Consider the following 18,434-nt stretch of genomic DNA (forward strand, 5'->3'; position numbering starts at 1 on the left):
GGCGGTTGCCGCGGACGGCCGTCAAGCCGCCGGCTGCCGGGCCGCACGCCCAGGTCCGATTCCCGCCAGCCGCGAGCCCGGCGAGCGGGGCATCATCGGTGGCGTGGAGATGGATTTCGAGCGGTGCTACCGAGCTGTGGACAGCCGTGACCAGCGGTTCGACGGCTGGTTCTACACGGGCGTGACGTCCACCGGGATCTACTGCCGGCCGTCCTGCCCGGCGACCACGCCCAAGCGACAGAACGTCCGGTTCTTCCCGTCCGCAGCCGCGGCACAGGGCGCCGGGCTGCGCGCCTGCCGCCGCTGCCGGCCGGACGCCGCACCCGGCTCGCCGCAGTGGGACGTCCGCGCCGACGTGGTCGGGCGGGCGATGCGGCTGATCTCCGACGGGGTGGTCGACCGCGACGGCGTCCCCGGGCTGGCCGCCCGACTCGGCTACACCGAGCGGCACCTGCACCGGATGCTGCGCGCCGAGATGGGTGCCGGGCCGCTCGCGCTGGCCCGGGCCCAGCGGGCGCAGACCGCCCGGATCCTGATCGAGACGACCGGCCTGGGGATGGCCGAGATCGCGTTCGCCGCCGGCTTCGGCAGCGTGCGGCAGTTCAACGACACGGTCCGCGAGGTGTACGGGATCGCCCCGTCCGAGCTGCGCACGGCTCGTGGCCGGCACCAGGCACCTCCCGGGGCGGGGACCATCACGCTCCGGCTGGCGTACCGCCCCCCGCTGCACGCCCAGGCGCTGCTGGACTTCCTGGCGGTGCGGGCGCTGCCCGGCGTGGACGAGGTCCGCGACGGGACGTACCACCGGGGGTTGCGGTTGCCGCACGGCACCGGCCAGGTGGCGCTGACCCCGGCGGCCGGGCACGTCGCGGCGACGCTGCGGCTGGCCGACCTGCGCGACCTGGCGCCGGCGGTGGCCCGCTGCCGCCGGCTGCTCGACCTGGACGCGGACCCGGCCGCCATCGACGCCACGCTCGCCGCCGACCCGGCGCTCGCCCCGGCGGTCGCCGCCGAACCGGGCATCCGGGTTCCCCGGGCGGTGGACGGCTTCGAGCTGGCGGTCCGCGCCATCATCGGCCAGCAGGTCTCAGTCACCTCAGCCCGCACCACTCTCATCCGCCTACTGGCCGCACCCGGCTCCACCGAGGACCACGTCGATCATGAGGTTGACGGGCCGAACGGAGATCCAATCGCCGGCCAACCTCATGATCAACACGCCGGGAACCAGCCTGGGCTGCTCCGGGGGTTTCCCAGCGCGGAGGACGTGCTCGGGAAGCCGGACACCGCGTTCGGGATGCCGGTCGGACGGCGGGAGACGATCCGCGGGCTGGCGCGGGCGGTCATCGACGGGCACCTGGACCTGGCACCGGGCGGCGACCGGGAGGAGACGGTCCGGCAGCTGTTGGCGCTGCCCGGCATCGGCCCGTGGACCGCTGGCTACCTGGCCATGCGAGCCTTCGGCGACCCGGACGTCCTGCTCCCCACCGACCTGGCGGTCCGACGCGGCGCGGCCGCGCTCGGCCTGCCCGACGACCCGAAGACCCTCAGCACGTACGCCGACCGCTGGCGCCCCTGGCGGTCCTACGCCACGATCAGACTCTGGAGAGCGGCATGAGCATCGACAGCACCGTCCTGAGCACCCCGACCGGCCCGCTGAGCATCCTCGCCGGCACCGACGGCGAGGTCCTGGCGGCCGGCTTCACCCCGGACCCGGCGGCGCTGCTGCCCCTGGTCCACCCGACCCTACGGGCGCCGCTTCGGCAGCGGACCGACCTCGGCCCCGTCAGCGCGGCCGTCCGGTCCTACCTGGACGGTGACCTCACCGCCATCGACACGGTGCTGGTGCGGCAGCGCACCGGCGGCGAGTTCATGGCGCACGCCTGGGAGGTGCTGCGCGAGGTCCCACCGGGGACCCCGGTCACCTACACCGCGTACGCGGCGCTGGCTGGCCGACCGCCGGCGGTGCGGGCCGCCGCGGCCGCCTGCGCCCGTAACGCGGCGGCGCTGTTCGTGCCCTGCCACCGGGTGCTGCGTACCGACGGCACACTCGGCGGCTACCGCTGGGGGCTGGACGTGAAGAAGTGGCTTCTCGGTCATGAGCGGCGGTTGACAACAAGCTGACACAAGCATCGACGCCTATTGACGCTACCGTCGGGTAGTGCCTGCGGACAGCGTCGGCAGCCCGGCCGCCCGGGTCGCCGCGGGCCCTCACCCCGTGCACAACCTCTGGCGGTTGCGCCGCTACCTGCGCCCGTACGCCACCGAGTTCGCCTGGCTGATGATCGCGGGGCTCGCCGGCACGGCGGCCGGGATCACCGTACCGCTGGTGGTGCAGCGGGTGGTGGATGGGCCGGTAGCCCAGCGCGAGCCCGCCGGCCTGCTCCAGCTCGGTGGCCTCGCGCTGCTGCTCGGCGTGGTCGAGGCGGTGCTGATCTTCATCCGCCGGTGGGTGCAGTCCTCCTCGGCGGTCGGCATGGAGGCGGCGCTGCGCGCCGACGTCTACGCCCACCTCCAGCGGCTGCCGACCAGCTTCCACGACCGCTGGCAGTCCGGTCAGCTGCTCTCCCGGATCACCAGCGACCTTTCGGTGATCCGCCGGTTCCTCTCCTTCGGCGTGTTCTTCCTGGTGCTCAACCTGACCACCTACCTCGTGGTGGTGCTGCTGCTGATCCGCCTGCACGTGGCGCTCGGGCTGCTGGTGGCGGCCAGCACCGTGCCGCTACTGCTGATCACCCGGCGCTTCGCGCGGCACTACCACAGCGCGTCCCGACGGATGCAGGACCAGCAGGGCGACGTGGCCACCCTGGTCGAGGAGACCGCGCAGGGCCTGCGCACCATGAAGGCGTACGGCCGGGGGCCCGAGCTGGTCGCCCGCTTCGCCGGTGGGGCCCGGAGGCTGCACGACACCGGCGTACGCAAGGGCCGGTTGCTGGCCAACACCGCGGCGCTGCTCGACCTGGTGCCCAACCTGACCCTGGGCGTGGTGCTGGTCGCCGGGGCGGCCGCCGCCGCGAGGGGTGTGCTCACCATCGGCGAGGTGGTCGCGTTCGTCAGCCTCCAGTTGATGCTCATCTGGCCGGTGCAGACCCTCGGCTGGATCATCGCCAACGCTCAGGAGGCGGCCACCGCCGCCGACCGGATCCTGGAGGTGCTGGACACCCCACCGCAGATCGTCGACGCGCCGGGCGCAGTGGCGCTGCCCCGCGACGCGGTCCACGGCCGGCTCCGCTTCGAGCGGGTCGCGTTCCAGTACCCGGGCACCAGCGAGCGGGTGCTACGCGAGATAGACCTGACCATCGAGCCGGGCGAGACCGTGGCGCTGGTCGGGGCCACCGGCTGTGGCAAGAGCACACTGCTCTCCCTGGTGCCCCGACTGCACGAGGTGACTGACGGTCGGATCACCCTGGACGGGCACGACCTGCGGGAGCTGCGGCTGGACTCGCTGCGCCGACTGGTCGGGGTGGCGTTCGAGGAACCCACGCTCTTCTCCATGTCGGTCCGGGAGAACCTGACCCTGGGGCACCCGGACGCCGGTGACGACGAGGTCCGCGCGGCCCTCGCGCTCGCCCAGGCCGATTTCGCGTTCGACCTGCCGTGGGGCCTGGCCACCCGGGTTGGTGAGCAGGGGTTGTCGCTCTCCGGCGGGCAGCGGCAGCGGCTGGCGCTGGCGCGGGCGGTGCTCGGCCGGCCGGCGTTGCTGGTGCTGGACGACCCGCTGTCCGCCCTCGACGTACACACCGAGGCGCTGATCGAGGCAGCGCTGCGGCGGGTGCTCCGGGACAGCACCGCGCTGCTGGTGGTGCACCGACCGTCGACCATCGCGCTGGCCGACCGTGTCGCCCTGCTCGACGGCGGGCGGATCGCCGCGATCGGCCGGCACTCCGAGCTGTTGGCCACCGTGCCGGCCTACCGGGCGCTGCTCGCTGCCGAGCCGCCAGCCGGGCGGCCACCACCTGCCGGGCCGGACACGTCCGCGTCGTCCACCTCGGACGGATGGGGGCTGGTGCGCTCATGACCGTGCGGGAGGCGGCCGACCCACCGCCCGGGGAAGAACCGGAGTTCGCCCGCTGGCGCGGGACGGCCACCGACCCGGAGGCCGACCGGAGCCGGGCCGAGGAGACCAGCCCCGAGGCGGTGGCCCGGCTGCGCCGGCTCAGCCGGGCGCTGCTGGCCGACCTGCTCCGGCCGCACCGGAGTCGGCTCGCCGGCGCGGTCGGCCTGCTGCTGGCCCAGAACGCCGCGGCGATGGCCGGCCCGTACCTGGTCATGATCGGCATCGACCGGACCATCGCGCCGTTGCGGGCCGGTGACGCCGGCCCGGTGGCCGCCGTCGCCGGGGCGTTCGCCGTCGCCACGGCGACCGAGTACGCGGCCCGCCGAGGTTTCCTCGCGCTTTCCGCCCGGATCGGCCAGGCCGTCCTGCTGGACCTGCGGCAGCGGGTGTTCGGGCACTTCCTGCGACTGTCGGTGGGCTTCCACGAGCGGTACACCTCCGGCCGGATGGTCTCCCGGCTCACCAGTGACCTGGACTCGATCGCCGAGCTGGTCGACGGCGGGATCGACAGCCTGGTGCTGGCCGCGCTGTCGATCCTGTCGGTGGCCGCCATCCTGCTCTGGCTGGACCTGCCGCTGGCCTCCGTGACGCTGTTCGCGTTCCCGTTCCTGTTCTGGCTCTCCCGCTGGTTCGCCCGGGCGTCGGCCAGCGCGTACCGACGGACCCGGGAAGCGGTCGCGCTGGTCATCGTGCACTTCGTGGAGTCCATGCGGGGCATCCGGGCGGTACAGGCGTTCCGTCGGGAGCCACGCAACCAGCGGATCTTCGTGGCGCTCGGCGACGACTACCGGCAGGCCAGCCTGCACGCGTTCCGCCTGATCGCCACGTACTCCCCGGCGATCAAGCTGATCGGCAACGTCACGGTGGCGGTGGTGCTCTGCTACGGCGGCTGGCGGGTGCTCGGCGGGCATACCGAGGTCGGGGTGCTCGCCGCGTTCCTGCTCTACCTGCGCCGCTTCTTCGAGCCGATGCAGGAGCTGAGCCAGTTCTACAACTCGCTCCAGTCGGCTACCGCAGCGCTGGAGAAGCTGGCCGGCGTGCTGGACGAGCGACCGGCGGTCGCCGAGCCGGCCCGGCCGGTGCCGCTGCCGACCGGCGCCGACCGAGGGGAGCTGGCCTTCCGGGAGGTCTCCTTCGGCTATCGCGCCGACACCCCGATCCTCGCCGGGCTGGAGCTGACCGTGCCCGCCGGGCAGACCGTCGCGTTGATCGGGCCGACCGGCGCGGGAAAGTCGACCATCGCCAAGCTGGTCGCCCGGTTTCACGACCCGGACAGCGGTGCGGTCCGGATGGACGGCATCGACCTGCGTGCGGTGAGCGACGCCGACCTGCGCCGCGCGGTGGTGCTGGTGACCCAGGAGAACCACCTGTTCAGCGGCACCGTGGCGGAGAACATCCGGTTCGGCCGGCCCGGCGCCGACGACGCCGCGGTGCAGGCCGCCGCCCGGGCGATCGGCGCGCACGAGTTCATCACCGCGCTACCAGAGGGGTACGCCACGCAGGTGCACCGGCGCGGCGGCCGGCTCTCCGCCGGGCAGCGGCAACTCGTCGCGTTCGCCCGGGCGTTCCTGGCCGACCCGACCGTGCTGATCCTGGACGAGGCGACCTCCTCGCTGGACGTGCCGACCGAACGGCTGGTGCAGCGGGCACTCGGCACCATCCTGCGGGACCGGACCGCCCTGGTGATCGCGCACCGGCTCTCCACCGTGGAGACCGTCGACCGGGTGCTCGTCCTCGACGGCGGGCGGATCGTCGAGGACGGCCCGCCCGCCGTGCTGGCCGAGGCCGACGGCCGGTACGCCGCCCTGCACCGTCAGTGGCGCGACTCAATGATCTAGGCGCGCACCGACCCGCGGTCGACGGTGCGCATCGACCCGCCGTCGACGGTGCGCACCGACCCGGCCGGCCTGTCGGCGCAGGCAGCCGTCGTGTCCCGGCCGCAACTACGTGGCCCGGCACCCGCGCGGTGCCTACGATCGCAGGATGACCGATACGGCGAGGACGGCCCGCGCCGGTCTGCCCGAGCGTCCGAGTTTGGACGGGCTCGAGGAGACCTGGGCGCGCCGCTGGCAGGAGGAGGGCACGTACGCGTTCGACCGCTCCAGGTCGACTGTTCCGGGTCGCGACGCGGCGTCAGACGCGCCGAGCCGGAATGGTCGCAGGGTGGACGTGTACTCGATCGACACCCCGCCGCCGACCGTATCGGGCGAGCTGCACATGGGACACGTCTTCTCGTACACGCACACCGACACCACGGCGCGGTACCAGCGGATGCGCGGCAAGGCCGTCTTCTACCCGATGGGCTGGGACGACAACGGCCTGCCCACCGAGCGCCGGGTGCAGAACGTGTACGGGGTGCGCTGCAACCCGGCACTGCCGTACGACCCGGTGTGGCGGCCACCGGCGACGCCGGTCGACGAGGCGGCACGCCGTGACCCCACGCCGATCTCGCGACGCAACTTCATCGAGCTGTGCGAGCGGTTGACGGTCGCCGACGAGCAGGTCTTCGAGGCGCTCTGGCGACGGCTCGGGCTCTCGGTGGACTGGTCCCTGACGTACACCACGATCGGCCGGGTCGCCCGGGCGACCAGCCAGCGGGCGTTCGTGCGCAACCTGCTCCGCGGCGAGGCGTACCAGTCGGAGGCGCCGACCCTGTGGGACGTGGGCTTCGCCACCGCGGTCGCCCAGGCCGAGTTGGAGGACCGGGAGCGCCCCGGCGCCTACCACCGGCTGCGGTTCACCGGGCCGGCCGGGCGCGAGGTGCTCATCGACACCACCCGGCCCGAGCTGCTGCCGGCCTGTGTGGCACTGGTCTGCCACCCCGACGACGAGCGGTACGCCGACCTGGTGGGCGGCACGGTGCGCAGCCCGCTGTTCGACGTCGAGGTGCCGGTGCACGCCCACCCGCTCGCCGACCCCGCCAAGGGCACCGGCATCGCGATGGTCTGCACGTTCGGCGACCTGACCGACGTGACCTGGTGGCGTGAGCTGCGGCTGGCCACCCGGGTCGTGATCGGCCGGGACGGCCGGCTGCTACCCGAGCCGCCGGCCGGGGTGCCGGCACAGCCGTACGCGGCACTGGCCGGGCAGACCGTCAACAGCGCCCGCCGGACGATCGTCGGGATGCTGGCCGACGCGGGTGACCTGATCGGCGAGCCGCGCCCGATCACCCACCCGGTCAAGTTCTACGAACGCGGCGACCGGCCGCTGGAGATCGTCTCGACCCGGCAGTGGTACCTGCGCAACGGCGGCCGGGATGCTGAGCTGCGGGCGACGTTGCTGGCCCGGGGCGAGCAGCTGCACTGGGTGCCGGCGCACATGAAGCACCGCTACGACAACTGGGTGGCCGGCCTGACCGGTGACTGGCTGGTCAGTCGGCAGCGCTTCTTCGGGGTGCCGGTGCCGGTGTGGTACCGGCTCGACAACGCTGGCGAGCCGGACTGGTCCCACCCTCTCACGCCGGACGAGTCCGCGCTGCCGGTCGATCCATCCAGCGATCCGGCGCCCGGCTACGACGAGTCGCAGCGCGGCCAGCCGGGCGGCTTCGTCGGCGACCCGGACGTGCTGGACACCTGGGCCACCTCATCGCTGACCCCGCAGATCGTCGGCGGTTGGGAGACCGACCCGGACCTGTTCGCCCAGGTCTTCCCGATGGACCTCCGCCCACAGGGGCAGGAGATCATCCGGACCTGGCTCTTCGACAGCGTGGTCCGTTCGCACTTCGAGCACGGCGTGCTGCCCTGGCGGGACACCGTGCTCTCCGGCTGGATCCTCGACCCGGACCGCAAGAAGATGGCCAAGTCCAAGGGGAACGTGGTCACCCCACTGGCGCTGCTGGAGCAGCACGGCTCGGACGCGGTGCGCTACTGGGCGGCCAGTGGCAAGCCCGGCATGGACCTGGCCTTCGACCCGGCGCAGATCAAGGTCGGTCGGCGGCTGGCCACCAAGCTGCTCAACGCGTCGAAGTTCGCGCTCGGGCTGGGCGCGGCGGACGCGCTGCGCACCCCGGCGACCGCCCCGCTGGACCGGGCCATGCTCGCCGAACTGGCCACCGTCGTCACCGCGGCGGGCGCCGCCTTCGACTCGTACGACCACACGGCGGCGTTGCAGGTCACCGAGGCGTTCTTCTGGCGGTTCTGCGACGACTACATCGAGCTGGTCAAGGAGCGCGCGTACGGCACCGGAGCGGCGGCCGACTCGGCGCGGGCGGCGCTGGCCTCCGCACTGTCGGTGCAGTTGCGGCTGTTCGCCCCGGTGCTGCCGTACGTCACCGAGGAGGTCTGGTCCTGGTGGCGGTACGGCTCGGTGCACCGGGCGCCGTGGCCCACCACGCACGAGGTGGCCCGGACGACAGAGGGGACGGGCGACCCGGCGCTGCTACGGCTGGCCGGCGACGCGCTGAGCCAGGTGCGGCGGGCCAAGTCGGAGCGGAAGCTGTCGATGAAGGCGGAGGTGCCGCTGGCGGAGGCGCTCGGGCCGGCGGCGCTGCTGGAACAGCTCACCCTGGTCGCCGACGACCTGCGCGCGGCCGGTCGGATCGGCAAGCTGGACCTGCTCCCCGACCGCACCCCGGAACTCGTCATCGCCTGCGCCTTCTGACCTGTGCGGAAGCGGTCACCAGCCGCGCAGGAAACGCAGGCCGACCAGGATCGCGACCACCGCCGGCCCGACCAGCAGGGTGATCGCCTGGAGCCGGTACTGCATCCGGTGCCGGGTCAACTCGACCGCGTTGCCCAGCACGATCGCCCCGGCCAGCATCATGAACCCGCCCCACCAGCCGGTCTTCAGGTCGATCAGATCCACCCGGATCAGTTGCAGGGTAAGCCCGACCAGCGCGCCGGTGAGCGCGAGCAGGGCCACGGCCCGGTGCAGGCCGCGGGCCAGCGGGTGGGCTGCCCGCCACAGGTAGGTGCCGGCGACAGCCAGGCAGGGCAGCACCACCAGCGCCGGCCAGCCCCGGCCCATCACGCCGAACATCAGCAGCGCGCCCACCGCGAACACCAGCGTGCCGACGCAGGCGATGACGTACCCGGCGAAGGCCCGGCCGCCGCCCCGGGCCAGCAGCGGCCCGCCGCTGGCGGCGATCAGCGCGCCCGGGATCAGGATGAACCCGGCCCACCAGTGGAACCGTCCGCTGCCCTGGGCGGCCGTCGCGACCGTGGCGCAGACCAGCCCGGCGACCGCCAGGCTGGTCAGCCACGGCCGGCTGCTTCGGGAGTACGGCTCAGCCAACGACGTCCGCTCCGCTTCGACGTTCACGCCCACCAGCCTGGCCCGTGGCACCCCCGCCGGTACATCCGGCCAGCCCTACCGACCGGGGGTGGCTGGCCGGAACAGCGGCTCGCACCGGCCTCAGCTCGTCTCGCCGGCCACGCTGAACGAGCGCAGGCGGTCGATGGCCAGCACGGTGAAGCCGACGCTGACCAACGCGGTCATCACCGCCGCCACCGGCACCGACACGCTGGTCTCGAGCAGCCCGGTGGGGGCGATCCGGTCGGCGAGGGCGATCACGTACTGCTGGATGGAGAGCACCTTGGTGCCGCTGACGAAATTGCCCAGCAGCCCCTCCCAGATGAGCACGTAGACCAGGCCGAGCAGCACCGGCCGCCGGGTCACCAGGCTGAGCGCGAGGAACAGCGCCGTGTACGCCAGCGCGCCGAGCGTCGCCGCGGCGGCCAGCGCCAGACCGAGGCGTACCGAAGCGGCCAGCACGCCCGCGATGTAGAGCGGCACCGCGACGGTGGCCGCAGTGACCCCGGCGGCCACCGCGAGCTTGGGCAGCACGATCTGCCAGCGCGGCAACGGCTTGGTCAGGATGTGCACCACCGTGCCGTCGTCGATCTCGGCGCCCAGCACGCCGGTGCCGATGATCAGCGCCACCACCGGCAGCACCACGGCCAGCCCGAGGCCGACCAGCACCGGCGGCCCCCACTCGCCCGGGTCCACCCCCAGCGAGCGGCAGAGCACGGCCAGCCCGAGCAGCACCAACGGCAGCGGGAGCAGCAGCAGGAACCGGCGCCGGCCGAACAGGCCGCGCGCGGTGATCCAGGTAACGGTCGACATGTTCTCAGGCCTCCACCAGGTAGGAGAAGACGCTCTCCAGGGACTCGTCGGACGGCACCAGCTGGCGCACCCGGATGCCCCGGTTCAGCGCGATCCGGGGCAGCGCCCGGGTGAAGGCGCCGTAGTCGCCGGCGCGCACGGTCAGGCCGGTGCGGTCCAGCTCGACCCCGCTCACCGACGGTTCGGCGATCAGCGCCACGGCCAGCGCCCGGTCGTCGGTGGAGCGCACCGCGAAGACGTGCGGCCGGTTGGTCATCAACCGGCGGATGGTCCGGAAGTCGCCGGAGGCCGCCAGGCGGCCGGCCACCATCACCTGGACCGTCCCGGAGACCTGCTCGACCTCCTCCAGGATGTGCGAGCTGAACAGGATGGTCCGGCCGGCGTCGCCCAGGGTGTGCAGCAGCTGCATCATGTGCAGCCGCTGGCGCGGGTCCATCCCGTTGAACGGCTCGTCGAGCAGCAGCACCTGCGGGTCGTGCACCAGCGCGGCGGCCACCCGGGCCCGCTGCCGCATGCCCTTGGAGTAGGTGCCGATCCGCCGGTCCTGCGCCGACTCCAGCTCCACCAGGTCGATGGCCCGTCGGGCCGCCGCCGCCGGGTCGGCCAGCCGGTGCAGCTTCGCGCTGGCCAGCACGAACTCGTACGCGCTGAGGTAGCCCTGCACCGCCTCCCGCTCGCTGACCAGCCCCAGCCGCCGGTAGACGCCGGGGTTGCGCCAGGTCGGCTCGTCGTCGAGCGTCACCGTGCCCCGCGACGGGGAGAGGAACCCGGCCATCATGTGCAACAGCGTGGTCTTGCCAGCGCCGTTCGGGCCGAGCAGCCCGGTCACTCCCGGCCCGAGGGTCATGCTGATGTCGTTGACGGCGACCACATTGCCGTACCACCGGGACACCCCGGCCAGGCTCAGCGTGCTCATCAGGAGGCGACCTTCCGGTAGCGGGCCAGCAGGAGGGCGGTCGCGCCAGCGACCAGCAGCACCGCGGCCAAGGCGTAGACCGGGCCGAACCTGCCGATCGACGGGCCGCCCTGATCGCCCTCCACCAGCAGGTCGCCCAGCGACCAGATGCCGACGCCCTGCACCAGGGTGGAGGGCGAGGCCAGCCCGGCCAGCTCGTTGGCCGTCCGTGACGGCAGGATGCTCAACGTGCCCACGATCGGGGTGGTCATCAGGAAGACCGCTACCACGCCGCCGGCGGCGAAGGCGCGCTTGCCGGTCAGCGACGCGACCAGCAGCCCGACCGACGCGAAGACCACCGCCCACAGCCCGGCGTAGAGCAGCCCGGGCAGCAGGTCGAGCAGCTCGTTCCAGACCCCTCGCATGCCCTCCTTGGTGGTGAACGCGGCACCCAGGAACATCACCAGCTGCGGCCCACCGAGCAGCAGCCAGAGCGCGGTGACCAGCGCCAGCAGCTTGGCCAGCGCGTAGTCACCACGTGGCAGCGGCCGGGAGAAGTAGAGCGGGAGCACGCCGCTGCGCAGGTCCCGGGAGACCAGCTCCGGTGCTGCCACCGCCACGAAGAACAGGACCAGCCAGCTCATCGAGTCGGCGAACTGGGCGTACGTGGCGACCGGCTCGCCGATCTGGCTGCGTACCGCGGCCAGCGCCACCGCGACCAGGGTGACGATGCCGACCACCAGCCAGGGGAAGATCTTGGCCTTGGCGCTGCGCCCGAACCCGAACGCGGTGCGCAGCCCGTGCAGGTAGAGCGCGCCGAAGACGTGCCGGCGGCCCAGCCGCGAGCCGCGGTAGCGCTGGTAGCCAATGTCGTGGATGACGCCGCTCGGCACGGAGCGCACGGCGGCGGAAGACGGCTCAGGCATGGGTGAGCTCCCTCGTGGCGAAGAGTTCGGCCACCCGATGCCGGCGCTGGTCCAGTCGATGCAGCGGCAGGTCCAGCTCGGCGACCGCGCTGAGGATCAGGTCGTAGGTGCTGTCGTCCGCCAGCGGTACGAGCAGCAGCCGGCCGTCGCGCGCCACCGGCAGTTTGAGCTCGGCAAGCCGGGCGGCCAACTCCTCGGTGCCCTCGCTGACCTCCACGGCGAGCACGTCGGTGGCCGAGGTCATCGCGGAGATGTGGTCGGCGCGCAGCAGCCGACCGCCGTCGATTGCGATCAGCGTGTCGCAGATCCGCTCCACCTCGCCCAGCAGGTGCGAGCAGACCAGCACCGAGATGCCGAACTCGGTGCCGATCCGGTGCACCAGCGCCAGCATGGCGTCCCGGCCGGCCGGGTCCAGGCCGTTGGTCGGCTCGTCGAGCAGCAGCAGGTCGGGGTCGTGCACCAGCGCCTGGGCCAGCTTGACCCGCTGCTTCATGCCGGTGGAGTAGCCGCCGACCGGGCGGTAACGCTCCTCGTAGAGCCCGACGTGCCGCAACGCCTCCGAAGCCCGCTCCCGGGCCGCGGTGCGCGGAAGGCCGCTCATCCGGCCGAGGTGGGTGACCAGCTCAGCGGCGGACAGGTCCGGCGGGAGGCAGTCGTGCTCGGGCATGTAGCCGACCCGGGCCCGGACCTCCGCCGGGTCGGTGGTCGGGTCGATGCCGAGCACCGACACCTGACCGGTGGTGGGAGCAATCAGGCCGAGCAGGATCTTGATCAGGGTGGATTTGCCGGCGCCGTTCGCGCCCACCAGGCCGATGATCCCGGGCTCGACGGCGACGGTGAGGTCAGCGAGCGCGGTGACCCGACCTCCGTACGTCTTGGTGAGCGACTGGGTCGCGATCAGTGTCACGCTGCCCAGCGTAGGGAGTCGGTGCCCACAGCGGGCACCGGCTCGCCCCGGGCGCTCCCCTGATCCTGGCAACGGTTGACCCCTAAGGTCCGCTGGCCGGCGACGTTTGCGCCGGTCCCGCGCTCCACCGGACCCCGCCGCTGGAATCGCGCATTGAAGGTGACACCATTCACCCTCCGTTCACCTGGCGGTGTTCCGGGGGTATTCGGCCGCCGACACGGGAGGGATCGTGATGGTCGGAGTGGACGTCCCCAAGGTGAGTGTCGTGGTGCCGGCGTACAACTGCCGTCGTCACATCGAGAAGCTGATCGCCTCGCTGCTGCGCCAGTCGATGCCCGCCGACGAGTTCGAGGTGATCGTCGTCGACGACGGCTCGACCGACGGCACGGGCGAGCGGTTGGACGAGCTGGCCGCCGCGCACCCGCACATCCAGGTGCTGCACATCGAGAACTCGGGCTGGCCGTCGCGGCCGCGCAACCTGGGCATCGAGCGGGCCCGCGGCGAGTACGTCTTCTTCGCCGACGACGATGACTGGTTCGCCGACCAGGCGCTGGAGCGGCTCCACGAGTGCGCGAAGAAGTACGACGCGGACATCGTGGTCGGGAAGATGGCCGGGCACGGGCGGCCGGTGCCGCGGGAGCTGTTCCGGAAGAACAACTTCGACGCCACCCTGGAGAACTCGCCGCTGATCGACAGCCTGACCTGCCACAAGCTGTTCCGCCGGTCGTTCCTCAACGAGCACGGGGTGCGGTTCCCGGAGGGCGGCAAGCGTCGGCTGGAGGACCACCTGGTGGTGGTGCGGGCCTACTTCCTGTCCGGGCGCACCTGCGTGCTGTCCGACTACACCTGCTACCACCACGCCCAGCGGGGCGACGCGCGCAACGTCACCGCGGCCTTGCTGGACCCGTCGAGCTACTTCGCCAACCTGCGCGACGCGCTGGACATCGTGGATGCCAACACCGAGCCGGGCCCGCTGCGGGACCGGCTGCACCGGCGGTGGCTGCGCAACGAGATGCTCAACCGGTTGCGCGGCAAGCGACTGCTGAGCGCCCCCGAGAGCTGGCTGGAGCAGGTCGCCCTGGAGACCCAGAAGGTCATCCAGGATCGGTTCGCTCCCGGCGTGGCCGCGGGCCTGCCGCCGCTGCAACGGGCCGTGGCGTTCCTGGCGGAGCGGGGCCGGTTCGCCGACCTGCGCCGGCTGGCCTCCTGGGAGGCGGGCATCGCGGCGCACGGCACGATTGACGAACACAAGCGGGCCGACCGCGCCGTCACGGTGACCGTCGCCGCCGAACTGCGCTCCGCGGACCGGCCGATCGGCTTCCGCGCCGACGACGGGCGGGACGTGCTGGTGCTGCCGGTGGACGAGGTCGCCCCCGAGGTGCTCGACTCCACCGCCCAGGTCCGCAAGGCCCGGCTGGACGTGGTCGCCCGCCGCAGGGAGACCGGCGACGAGATCTTCCTGCCGGTGCAGTTCCGAACCGAACGGGTCGCCAGCCCGACCGACGCGGACACCACCCACCTGGTGCACCGGGCCACCACCACGATCGACTTCGGCGCCCTCAACGGCGGCCGGACCCGGGGTAGCTGGCTCCTCAAGGCACGGATCACCAACGCCGGCTGGACCGAGGACGCGCACCTGCCGCTGGTGTTCATCTGCCGGGCCGACGGCTCGCGACCCCGGATCCGCGACCAGCGAAAGCCCTGGAACCGGCTGCGGTCGGCGGTGGGCCGCCGGATCCGCCGCTGATCCGCCCGCCCTGGTCGTGGAGTGGCGCCCTCGACCGATCGGCGGTCGGCTGCGAAACTGTGTGCCGGTCAGCGAGTGGGGGGTGTGGATGAGCAACGGCTGGGTGCTGCCCGACGAGGTGCTCCGGGACGCGCCGGCGTACACGCCGCGTCCCGGTGAGCTCGCGGATCTGGAACTGCTGCTGACCGGCGCGTACGCCCCCTTGACCGGCTTCATGACCCGCGCCGACCTGGTTTCGGTCAGCCGGCGCAGTCGGCTGGCCGACGGCACGCCGTGGCAGGTCGCGGTGACCCTCCAGGTGCCGGCCGCACTGGCCGAGAGCTTCGATCCGCGCGACCCGGCCCGCCGGGCGTTGCTGCTGACCGACGGCGAGGGTGCGCCGGCGGCCGCCCTGGACGTGGCGGACGTCTGGCCGGTACGCGAGGGCGTGGCCGGGGTGGGCGGCCGGGTCCGGCGGCTGGGTGACGGTGGCCACGGCCCGTTCCAACGGCTACGCCGCAGCCCGGAGGAGGTCCGGGCGCTGCTGCCCCCGGGCCGGGTGCTCGGGGTGATCGCCGACCGGCCACTGCACCGGCCCCAGCTCGCCCAGATCGCCCACGCCGCCCGCACCCTGGCCGCGCACCTGCTGGTGATGATCCCGGTCGGCGAGGGTGGCGCCGGTGGGTTCCCGCCGGAGGCGCTGGTGCGCAGCATCTTCGCCGCCCGGGACCGGATGCCGCCGGCCACCCTGGTGGCGGTGCCGCTGTCGCACCGGCGGGACGAGATCAGCGACGCGCTGCTGCGCGCCCGGGTCTCCGCCGCGTACGGGGTCACCCACCTGCTCTCCACTGGGGAGATGCTCTCCGGAGCCGGGCTGCGGGTGCTGGTGCCGCGCGAGCTGGCGTACGACAACCGGGACGGGCAGTGGCGCTGGCGGGAGGACATCCCGCAGCGCAACCGCCGTCTCGCACTGACCCAGGACGAGATCGACGACCTACTGGACCGGGGCTTCCCGCTGCCGGAGTGGCACACGCCGCCGGCCGTGGCGAAGGAGCTGGCGCGGGCCCGGCCGCCGCGCCGGCACCGAGGCCTGGTGGTCTTCCTGACCGGTCTCTCCGGCTCCGGCAAGTCGACCATCGCCCGAGGGCTGGCGGACGCGTTGCGGGAGAGCGGCGACCGCACGGTGACCCTGCTCGACGGGGACGTGGTGCGCCGGGAGCTCTCCGCCGGGCTGGGCTTCAGCAAGGCCGACCGGGATCTCAACGTCCGGCGGATCGGCTGGGTGTCGGCGGAGATCGCCCGGCATCGCGGGGTGGGCATCTGCTGCCCGATCGCGCCGTACGCGGCGGCCCGCGCCACGGCTCGGGAGATGGCCCTGGCCGCCGGGGCGGGCTTCGTGCTGGTGCACGTCGCCACCCCGCTGGAGGTGTGCGAGCAGCGGGACCGCAAGGGCCTGTACGCGCGTGCCCGGGCCGGGCTGCTCACCGGTATGACCGGCATCGACGACCCGTACGAGGTGCCGACCGACGCCGACCTGGTGCTGGACACCACCGACCTGAGCGTGCCGGAAGCGGTGCAGGCCGTGCTGCACCACCTGACCGAGACCGGCTGGGTGGAGCTGAAGATCCCGTCCGTCTGAGGCGTCGCCGTACCCCCGTTCCTTCCACCGCTGACGGCTACGCGCTAGTGTTCATCTTTGTTGGAACACGTTCGACCGCGTGAGAGTACGTGGACCCCGGGGAGGCACGGCGGATGCTCGCTCAGCAGCGGCAGGCGGCCATCCTGGAGCGGGTCCGGTCGACCGGCGGTGTCCGGGTGACCGAGCTGGCCGCCGAGTTCGGCGTCTCCGACATGACCATCCGGCGCGACCTGGAGTCGCTGCACGAGCGCGGCCTGCTGGCCAAGGTGCACGGCGGCGCCACGGCGGCCGGCCCGAGCTCCACCGACGAGCCGGGCTTCCACGCCAAGTCGGTCCGACAACTGCCGGAGAAGGCCGCCATCGCGGATCGGGCGGCGCAGTTGGTCCGGCCGGGCGCGGCGGTCGCGCTCTCAGCGGGCACCACCACTGCGGAGCTGGCCCGGAGGCTGGTGGACGTGCCCGGCCTGACCGTGGTGACCAACTCGCTGCCGGTGGCCGAGATCCTGCACGCCGGCGGTCGACCGGATCAGACGGTGGTGCTCACCGGTGGCGTACGCACACCGTCGGACGCGCTGGTCGGCCCGCTCGCGGTCAGCGCCGTCCGGAGGCTGCACCTGGATCTGCTCTTCCTCGGCGTGCACGGCATCACCGAGCGGGCCGGCTTCACCACCCCCAACCTGATGGAGGCGGAAACCGACCGGGCGCTGGTGGCGGCGGCGGACCGGCTGGTGGTGCTCGCCGACCACACCAAGTGGGGCACGGTCGGCATCTCCTCGATCGTCGAGCTGGCCGCAGCACACGTACTGGTCAGCGACGACCGGTTGCCTCCGCCCGCGCGCCGGGTACTCGGCGAGCAGGTGGGCGAATTGATCATGGTGAAGGCGACAGGGGCGGGCCGCGCGACGGGCACGCCGACAAGTGAGGGGACGGCGCCGTGAAGCGCACCGCGATCGACCTGGCCGACGGCCGGGAGCTGATCTACTTCGACGAGCGCGACGACGCCGTCCGCGACCAGCCGGATCGCCGGGACCTGCCGCCGCCGCCCCCCGCGTCCCAGCTGCGCTACGACCCGCTGACCGACGAGTGGGTGGCGGTCGCCGTGCACCGACAGACCCGCACATTCCTTCCGCCGGCCAACGAGTGCCCACTCGACCCGTCGCTGGGTGACCGGCTGACCGAGATCCCGGCCCCCGACTACGACGTGGTGGTGTTCGAGAACCGGTTTCCGTCGTTGAGCGGCCGGGTGGCTGACGAGCCTGGGGAGATCACGCCGTTCACGCCGGTCCGGCCGGGCCTCGGCCGGTGCGAGGTGGTCTGCTTCACCTCCGACCACAACGCCTCCTTCGCCAGCCTCCCCCCGCGCCGGGTCCGTACTGTGCTGGACGCGCTCGCCGACCGGACCGAGGTGCTCGGTGCCCTGCCCGGCGTGGAGCAGGTGTTCTGCTTCGAGAACCGGGGCGTCGAGATCGGCGTCACGCTGCATCACCCGCACGGGCAGATCTACGCGTACCCCTTCGTGACGCCGCGCACCCGGGCACTGCTGGGCGCGGCACGCCGGCACGCCGAGCGGGCCGGCGGAGGCAACCTCTACGCGGACGTGCTGGCCGCCGAGCGCGCCGCCGGCGACCGGGTGGTGGCCGAGAACGAGCACTGGACGGCGTTCGTCCCGGCGGCGGCCCGCTGGCCGTTCGAGGTGCACGTGGCGCCGCACCGCGTGGTGGCGGACATCCCGGCGCTCAGCGACAGCGAGCGGGACGCCTTCGGGCCGCTCTACCTGGACCTGCTGCGCCGCTTCGACGGCCTGTTCGACATGCCGATGCCCTACATCTCGGCGTGGCACCAGGCGCCGGTGCGGATCGACCGCGAGCTGGGCCACCTGCACCTGCAGCTGTTCAGCATCCGGCGGGCCAAGGACAAGCTGAAGTATTTGGCGGGCTCCGAGTCCGGGATGGGTGTCTTCATCAACGACATCTCCCCCGAGCGCGCCGCCGACCTCCTGCGCGCCGCCTGAGACGGGCGGGAGACAGGGCGCGGGGGGCCCGGGACAGGGCCCCCCGCAGGGAAGGGACGGCTGGCTGTGCTCGACACAGCCGGGAAGGCTGGCTGATCGGCACGCATGCTGCGGTCGACCGCGGTCAACCTTCCTGGACGCGACTGGCATCTCGTCCACTCTGGTCAACGAGGCGCGCCGGCCGCAGTGACGCCGACGGCGTGTCGACCCCGG

At 73.0% G+C, this 18,434-nt stretch carries 14 protein-coding genes; 9 read left to right on the forward strand and 5 right to left on the reverse strand.

The features are described from left to right. Window positions 1–103 precede the first annotated feature (103 nt). The 5 genes from ABZV00_RS19400 (at window position 104) to valS (ending at window position 8,653) form a co-directional block, all read left to right on the forward strand. The gene (locus tag ABZV00_RS19400) at window positions 104–1,615 is read left to right on the forward strand and encodes an AlkA N-terminal domain-containing protein (protein WP_355608014.1); all 1,512 of its coding nucleotides are present in this window, start codon (window positions 104–106) and stop codon (window positions 1,613–1,615) included. After that, entirely contained in the window at window positions 1,612–2,121 is a 510-nt protein-coding gene (locus tag ABZV00_RS19405; RefSeq protein WP_355608017.1) for a methylated-DNA--[protein]-cysteine S-methyltransferase, read from the forward strand. The genes ABZV00_RS19400 and ABZV00_RS19405 overlap by 4 nt, the downstream gene beginning before the upstream one ends. Window positions 2,122–2,158: 37 nt before the next feature. Next, a complete protein-coding gene (locus ABZV00_RS19410; RefSeq protein WP_355608020.1) occupies window positions 2,159–4,015 on the forward strand; it encodes an ABC transporter ATP-binding protein in 1,857 nt (618 codons plus the stop codon). Continuing rightward, entirely contained in the window at window positions 4,012–5,892 is a 1,881-nt protein-coding gene (locus ABZV00_RS19415; RefSeq protein ID WP_355608023.1) for an ABC transporter ATP-binding protein, read from the forward strand. The genes ABZV00_RS19410 and ABZV00_RS19415 overlap by 4 nt, the downstream gene beginning before the upstream one ends. Before the next feature lie 145 nt (window positions 5,893–6,037). Then, window positions 6,038–8,653 carry a valine--tRNA ligase gene (gene valS / locus ABZV00_RS19420; RefSeq protein ID WP_355608025.1) on the forward strand — a complete coding sequence of 872 codons (2,616 nt, stop codon included), beginning with the start codon at window positions 6,038–6,040 and terminating at the stop codon, window positions 8,651–8,653. Window positions 8,654–8,668: 15 nt separating this feature from the next. On the opposite strand, the gene ABZV00_RS19425 is transcribed toward valS, so the two are convergent. The 5 genes from ABZV00_RS19425 to ABZV00_RS19445 all read right to left on the reverse strand — a co-directional run bounded on the left by ABZV00_RS19425 (window position 8,669) and on the right by ABZV00_RS19445 (window position 12,845). Then, on the reverse strand, window positions 8,669–9,313 hold the full coding sequence (locus tag ABZV00_RS19425) for a hypothetical protein (RefSeq protein WP_328420226.1): 645 nt from the start codon (window positions 9,311–9,313) through the stop codon (window positions 8,669–8,671). Between the two features lie 93 nt (window positions 9,314–9,406). Beyond that, window positions 9,407–10,117, reverse strand: a complete 711-nt coding sequence (locus tag ABZV00_RS19430; protein WP_328420228.1) for an ABC transporter permease subunit — start codon at window positions 10,115–10,117, stop codon at window positions 9,407–9,409. A 4-nt stretch (window positions 10,118–10,121) separates the two neighbouring features. Next, window positions 10,122–11,033 (reverse strand): ABC transporter ATP-binding protein, encoded by a 912-nt coding sequence (locus ABZV00_RS19435; RefSeq protein ID WP_355608029.1) that lies wholly within the window; start codon window positions 11,031–11,033, stop codon window positions 10,122–10,124. Next, window positions 11,033–11,938 carry an ABC transporter permease subunit gene (locus ABZV00_RS19440; protein WP_355608032.1) on the reverse strand — a complete coding sequence of 302 codons (906 nt, stop codon included), beginning with the start codon at window positions 11,936–11,938 and terminating at the stop codon, window positions 11,033–11,035. Before ABZV00_RS19440 ends, ABZV00_RS19435 begins: the two co-directional genes overlap by 1 nt. Beyond that, window positions 11,931–12,845, reverse strand: a complete 915-nt coding sequence (locus ABZV00_RS19445; protein WP_355608035.1) for an ABC transporter ATP-binding protein — start codon at window positions 12,843–12,845, stop codon at window positions 11,931–11,933. The genes ABZV00_RS19440 and ABZV00_RS19445 overlap by 8 nt, the downstream gene beginning before the upstream one ends. Before the next feature lie 232 nt (window positions 12,846–13,077). On the opposite strand from ABZV00_RS19445, the gene ABZV00_RS19450 reads away from it, so the two are divergent. The 4 genes from ABZV00_RS19450 (at window position 13,078) to galT (ending at window position 18,221) form a co-directional block, all read left to right on the forward strand. Beyond that, a complete protein-coding gene (locus ABZV00_RS19450; RefSeq protein ID WP_355608211.1) occupies window positions 13,078–14,592 on the forward strand; it encodes a glycosyltransferase in 1,515 nt (504 codons plus the stop codon). Window positions 14,593–14,680: 88 nt separating this feature from the next. Next, window positions 14,681–16,210, forward strand: coding sequence for an adenylyl-sulfate kinase (gene cysC / locus ABZV00_RS19455; protein WP_355608038.1), 1,530 nt, complete (start codon window positions 14,681–14,683; stop codon window positions 16,208–16,210). Between the two features lie 113 nt (window positions 16,211–16,323). Then, the gene (locus tag ABZV00_RS19460; RefSeq protein WP_355608041.1) at window positions 16,324–17,148 is read left to right on the forward strand and encodes a DeoR/GlpR family DNA-binding transcription regulator; all 825 of its coding nucleotides are present in this window, start codon (window positions 16,324–16,326) and stop codon (window positions 17,146–17,148) included. Next, complete coding sequence (gene galT, locus ABZV00_RS19465) at window positions 17,145–18,221, forward strand: galactose-1-phosphate uridylyltransferase (protein ID WP_355608043.1); 1,077 nt, start codon at window positions 17,145–17,147, stop codon at window positions 18,219–18,221. The genes ABZV00_RS19460 and galT overlap by 4 nt, the downstream gene beginning before the upstream one ends. The last annotated feature ends 213 nt before the right edge of the window (window positions 18,222–18,434 follow it).

The sequence above is a fragment of the Micromonospora sp. NPDC005173 genome, assembly GCF_040608515.1.
Lineage (GTDB): Bacteria > Actinomycetota > Actinomycetes > Mycobacteriales > Micromonosporaceae > Micromonospora.

What these genes read in the sequence shown, in the direction of transcription:
- ABZV00_RS19405 (WP_355608017.1), top strand. Translation starts at nt 1,612, where the DNA reads ATGAGCATCGACAGCACCGTCCTGAGCACCCCGACCGGCCCGCTGAGC.
- ABZV00_RS19415 (WP_355608023.1), top strand. Translation starts at nt 4,012, where the DNA reads ATGACCGTGCGGGAGGCGGCCGACCCACCGCCCGGGGAAGAACCGGAG.
- valS (WP_355608025.1), top strand. Translation starts at nt 6,038, where the DNA reads ATGACCGATACGGCGAGGACGGCCCGCGCCGGTCTGCCCGAGCGTCCG.
- ABZV00_RS19430 (WP_328420228.1), bottom strand. Translation starts at nt 10,117, where the DNA reads ATGTCGACCGTTACCTGGATCACCGCGCGCGGCCTGTTCGGCCGGCGC.
- ABZV00_RS19435 (WP_355608029.1), bottom strand. Translation starts at nt 11,033, where the DNA reads ATGAGCACGCTGAGCCTGGCCGGGGTGTCCCGGTGGTACGGCAATGTG.
- ABZV00_RS19440 (WP_355608032.1), bottom strand. Translation starts at nt 11,938, where the DNA reads ATGCCTGAGCCGTCTTCCGCCGCCGTGCGCTCCGTGCCGAGCGGCGTC.
- ABZV00_RS19450 (WP_355608211.1), top strand. Translation starts at nt 13,078, where the DNA reads ATGGTCGGAGTGGACGTCCCCAAGGTGAGTGTCGTGGTGCCGGCGTAC.
- cysC (WP_355608038.1), top strand. Translation starts at nt 14,681, where the DNA reads ATGAGCAACGGCTGGGTGCTGCCCGACGAGGTGCTCCGGGACGCGCCG.
- ABZV00_RS19460 (WP_355608041.1), top strand. Translation starts at nt 16,324, where the DNA reads ATGCTCGCTCAGCAGCGGCAGGCGGCCATCCTGGAGCGGGTCCGGTCG.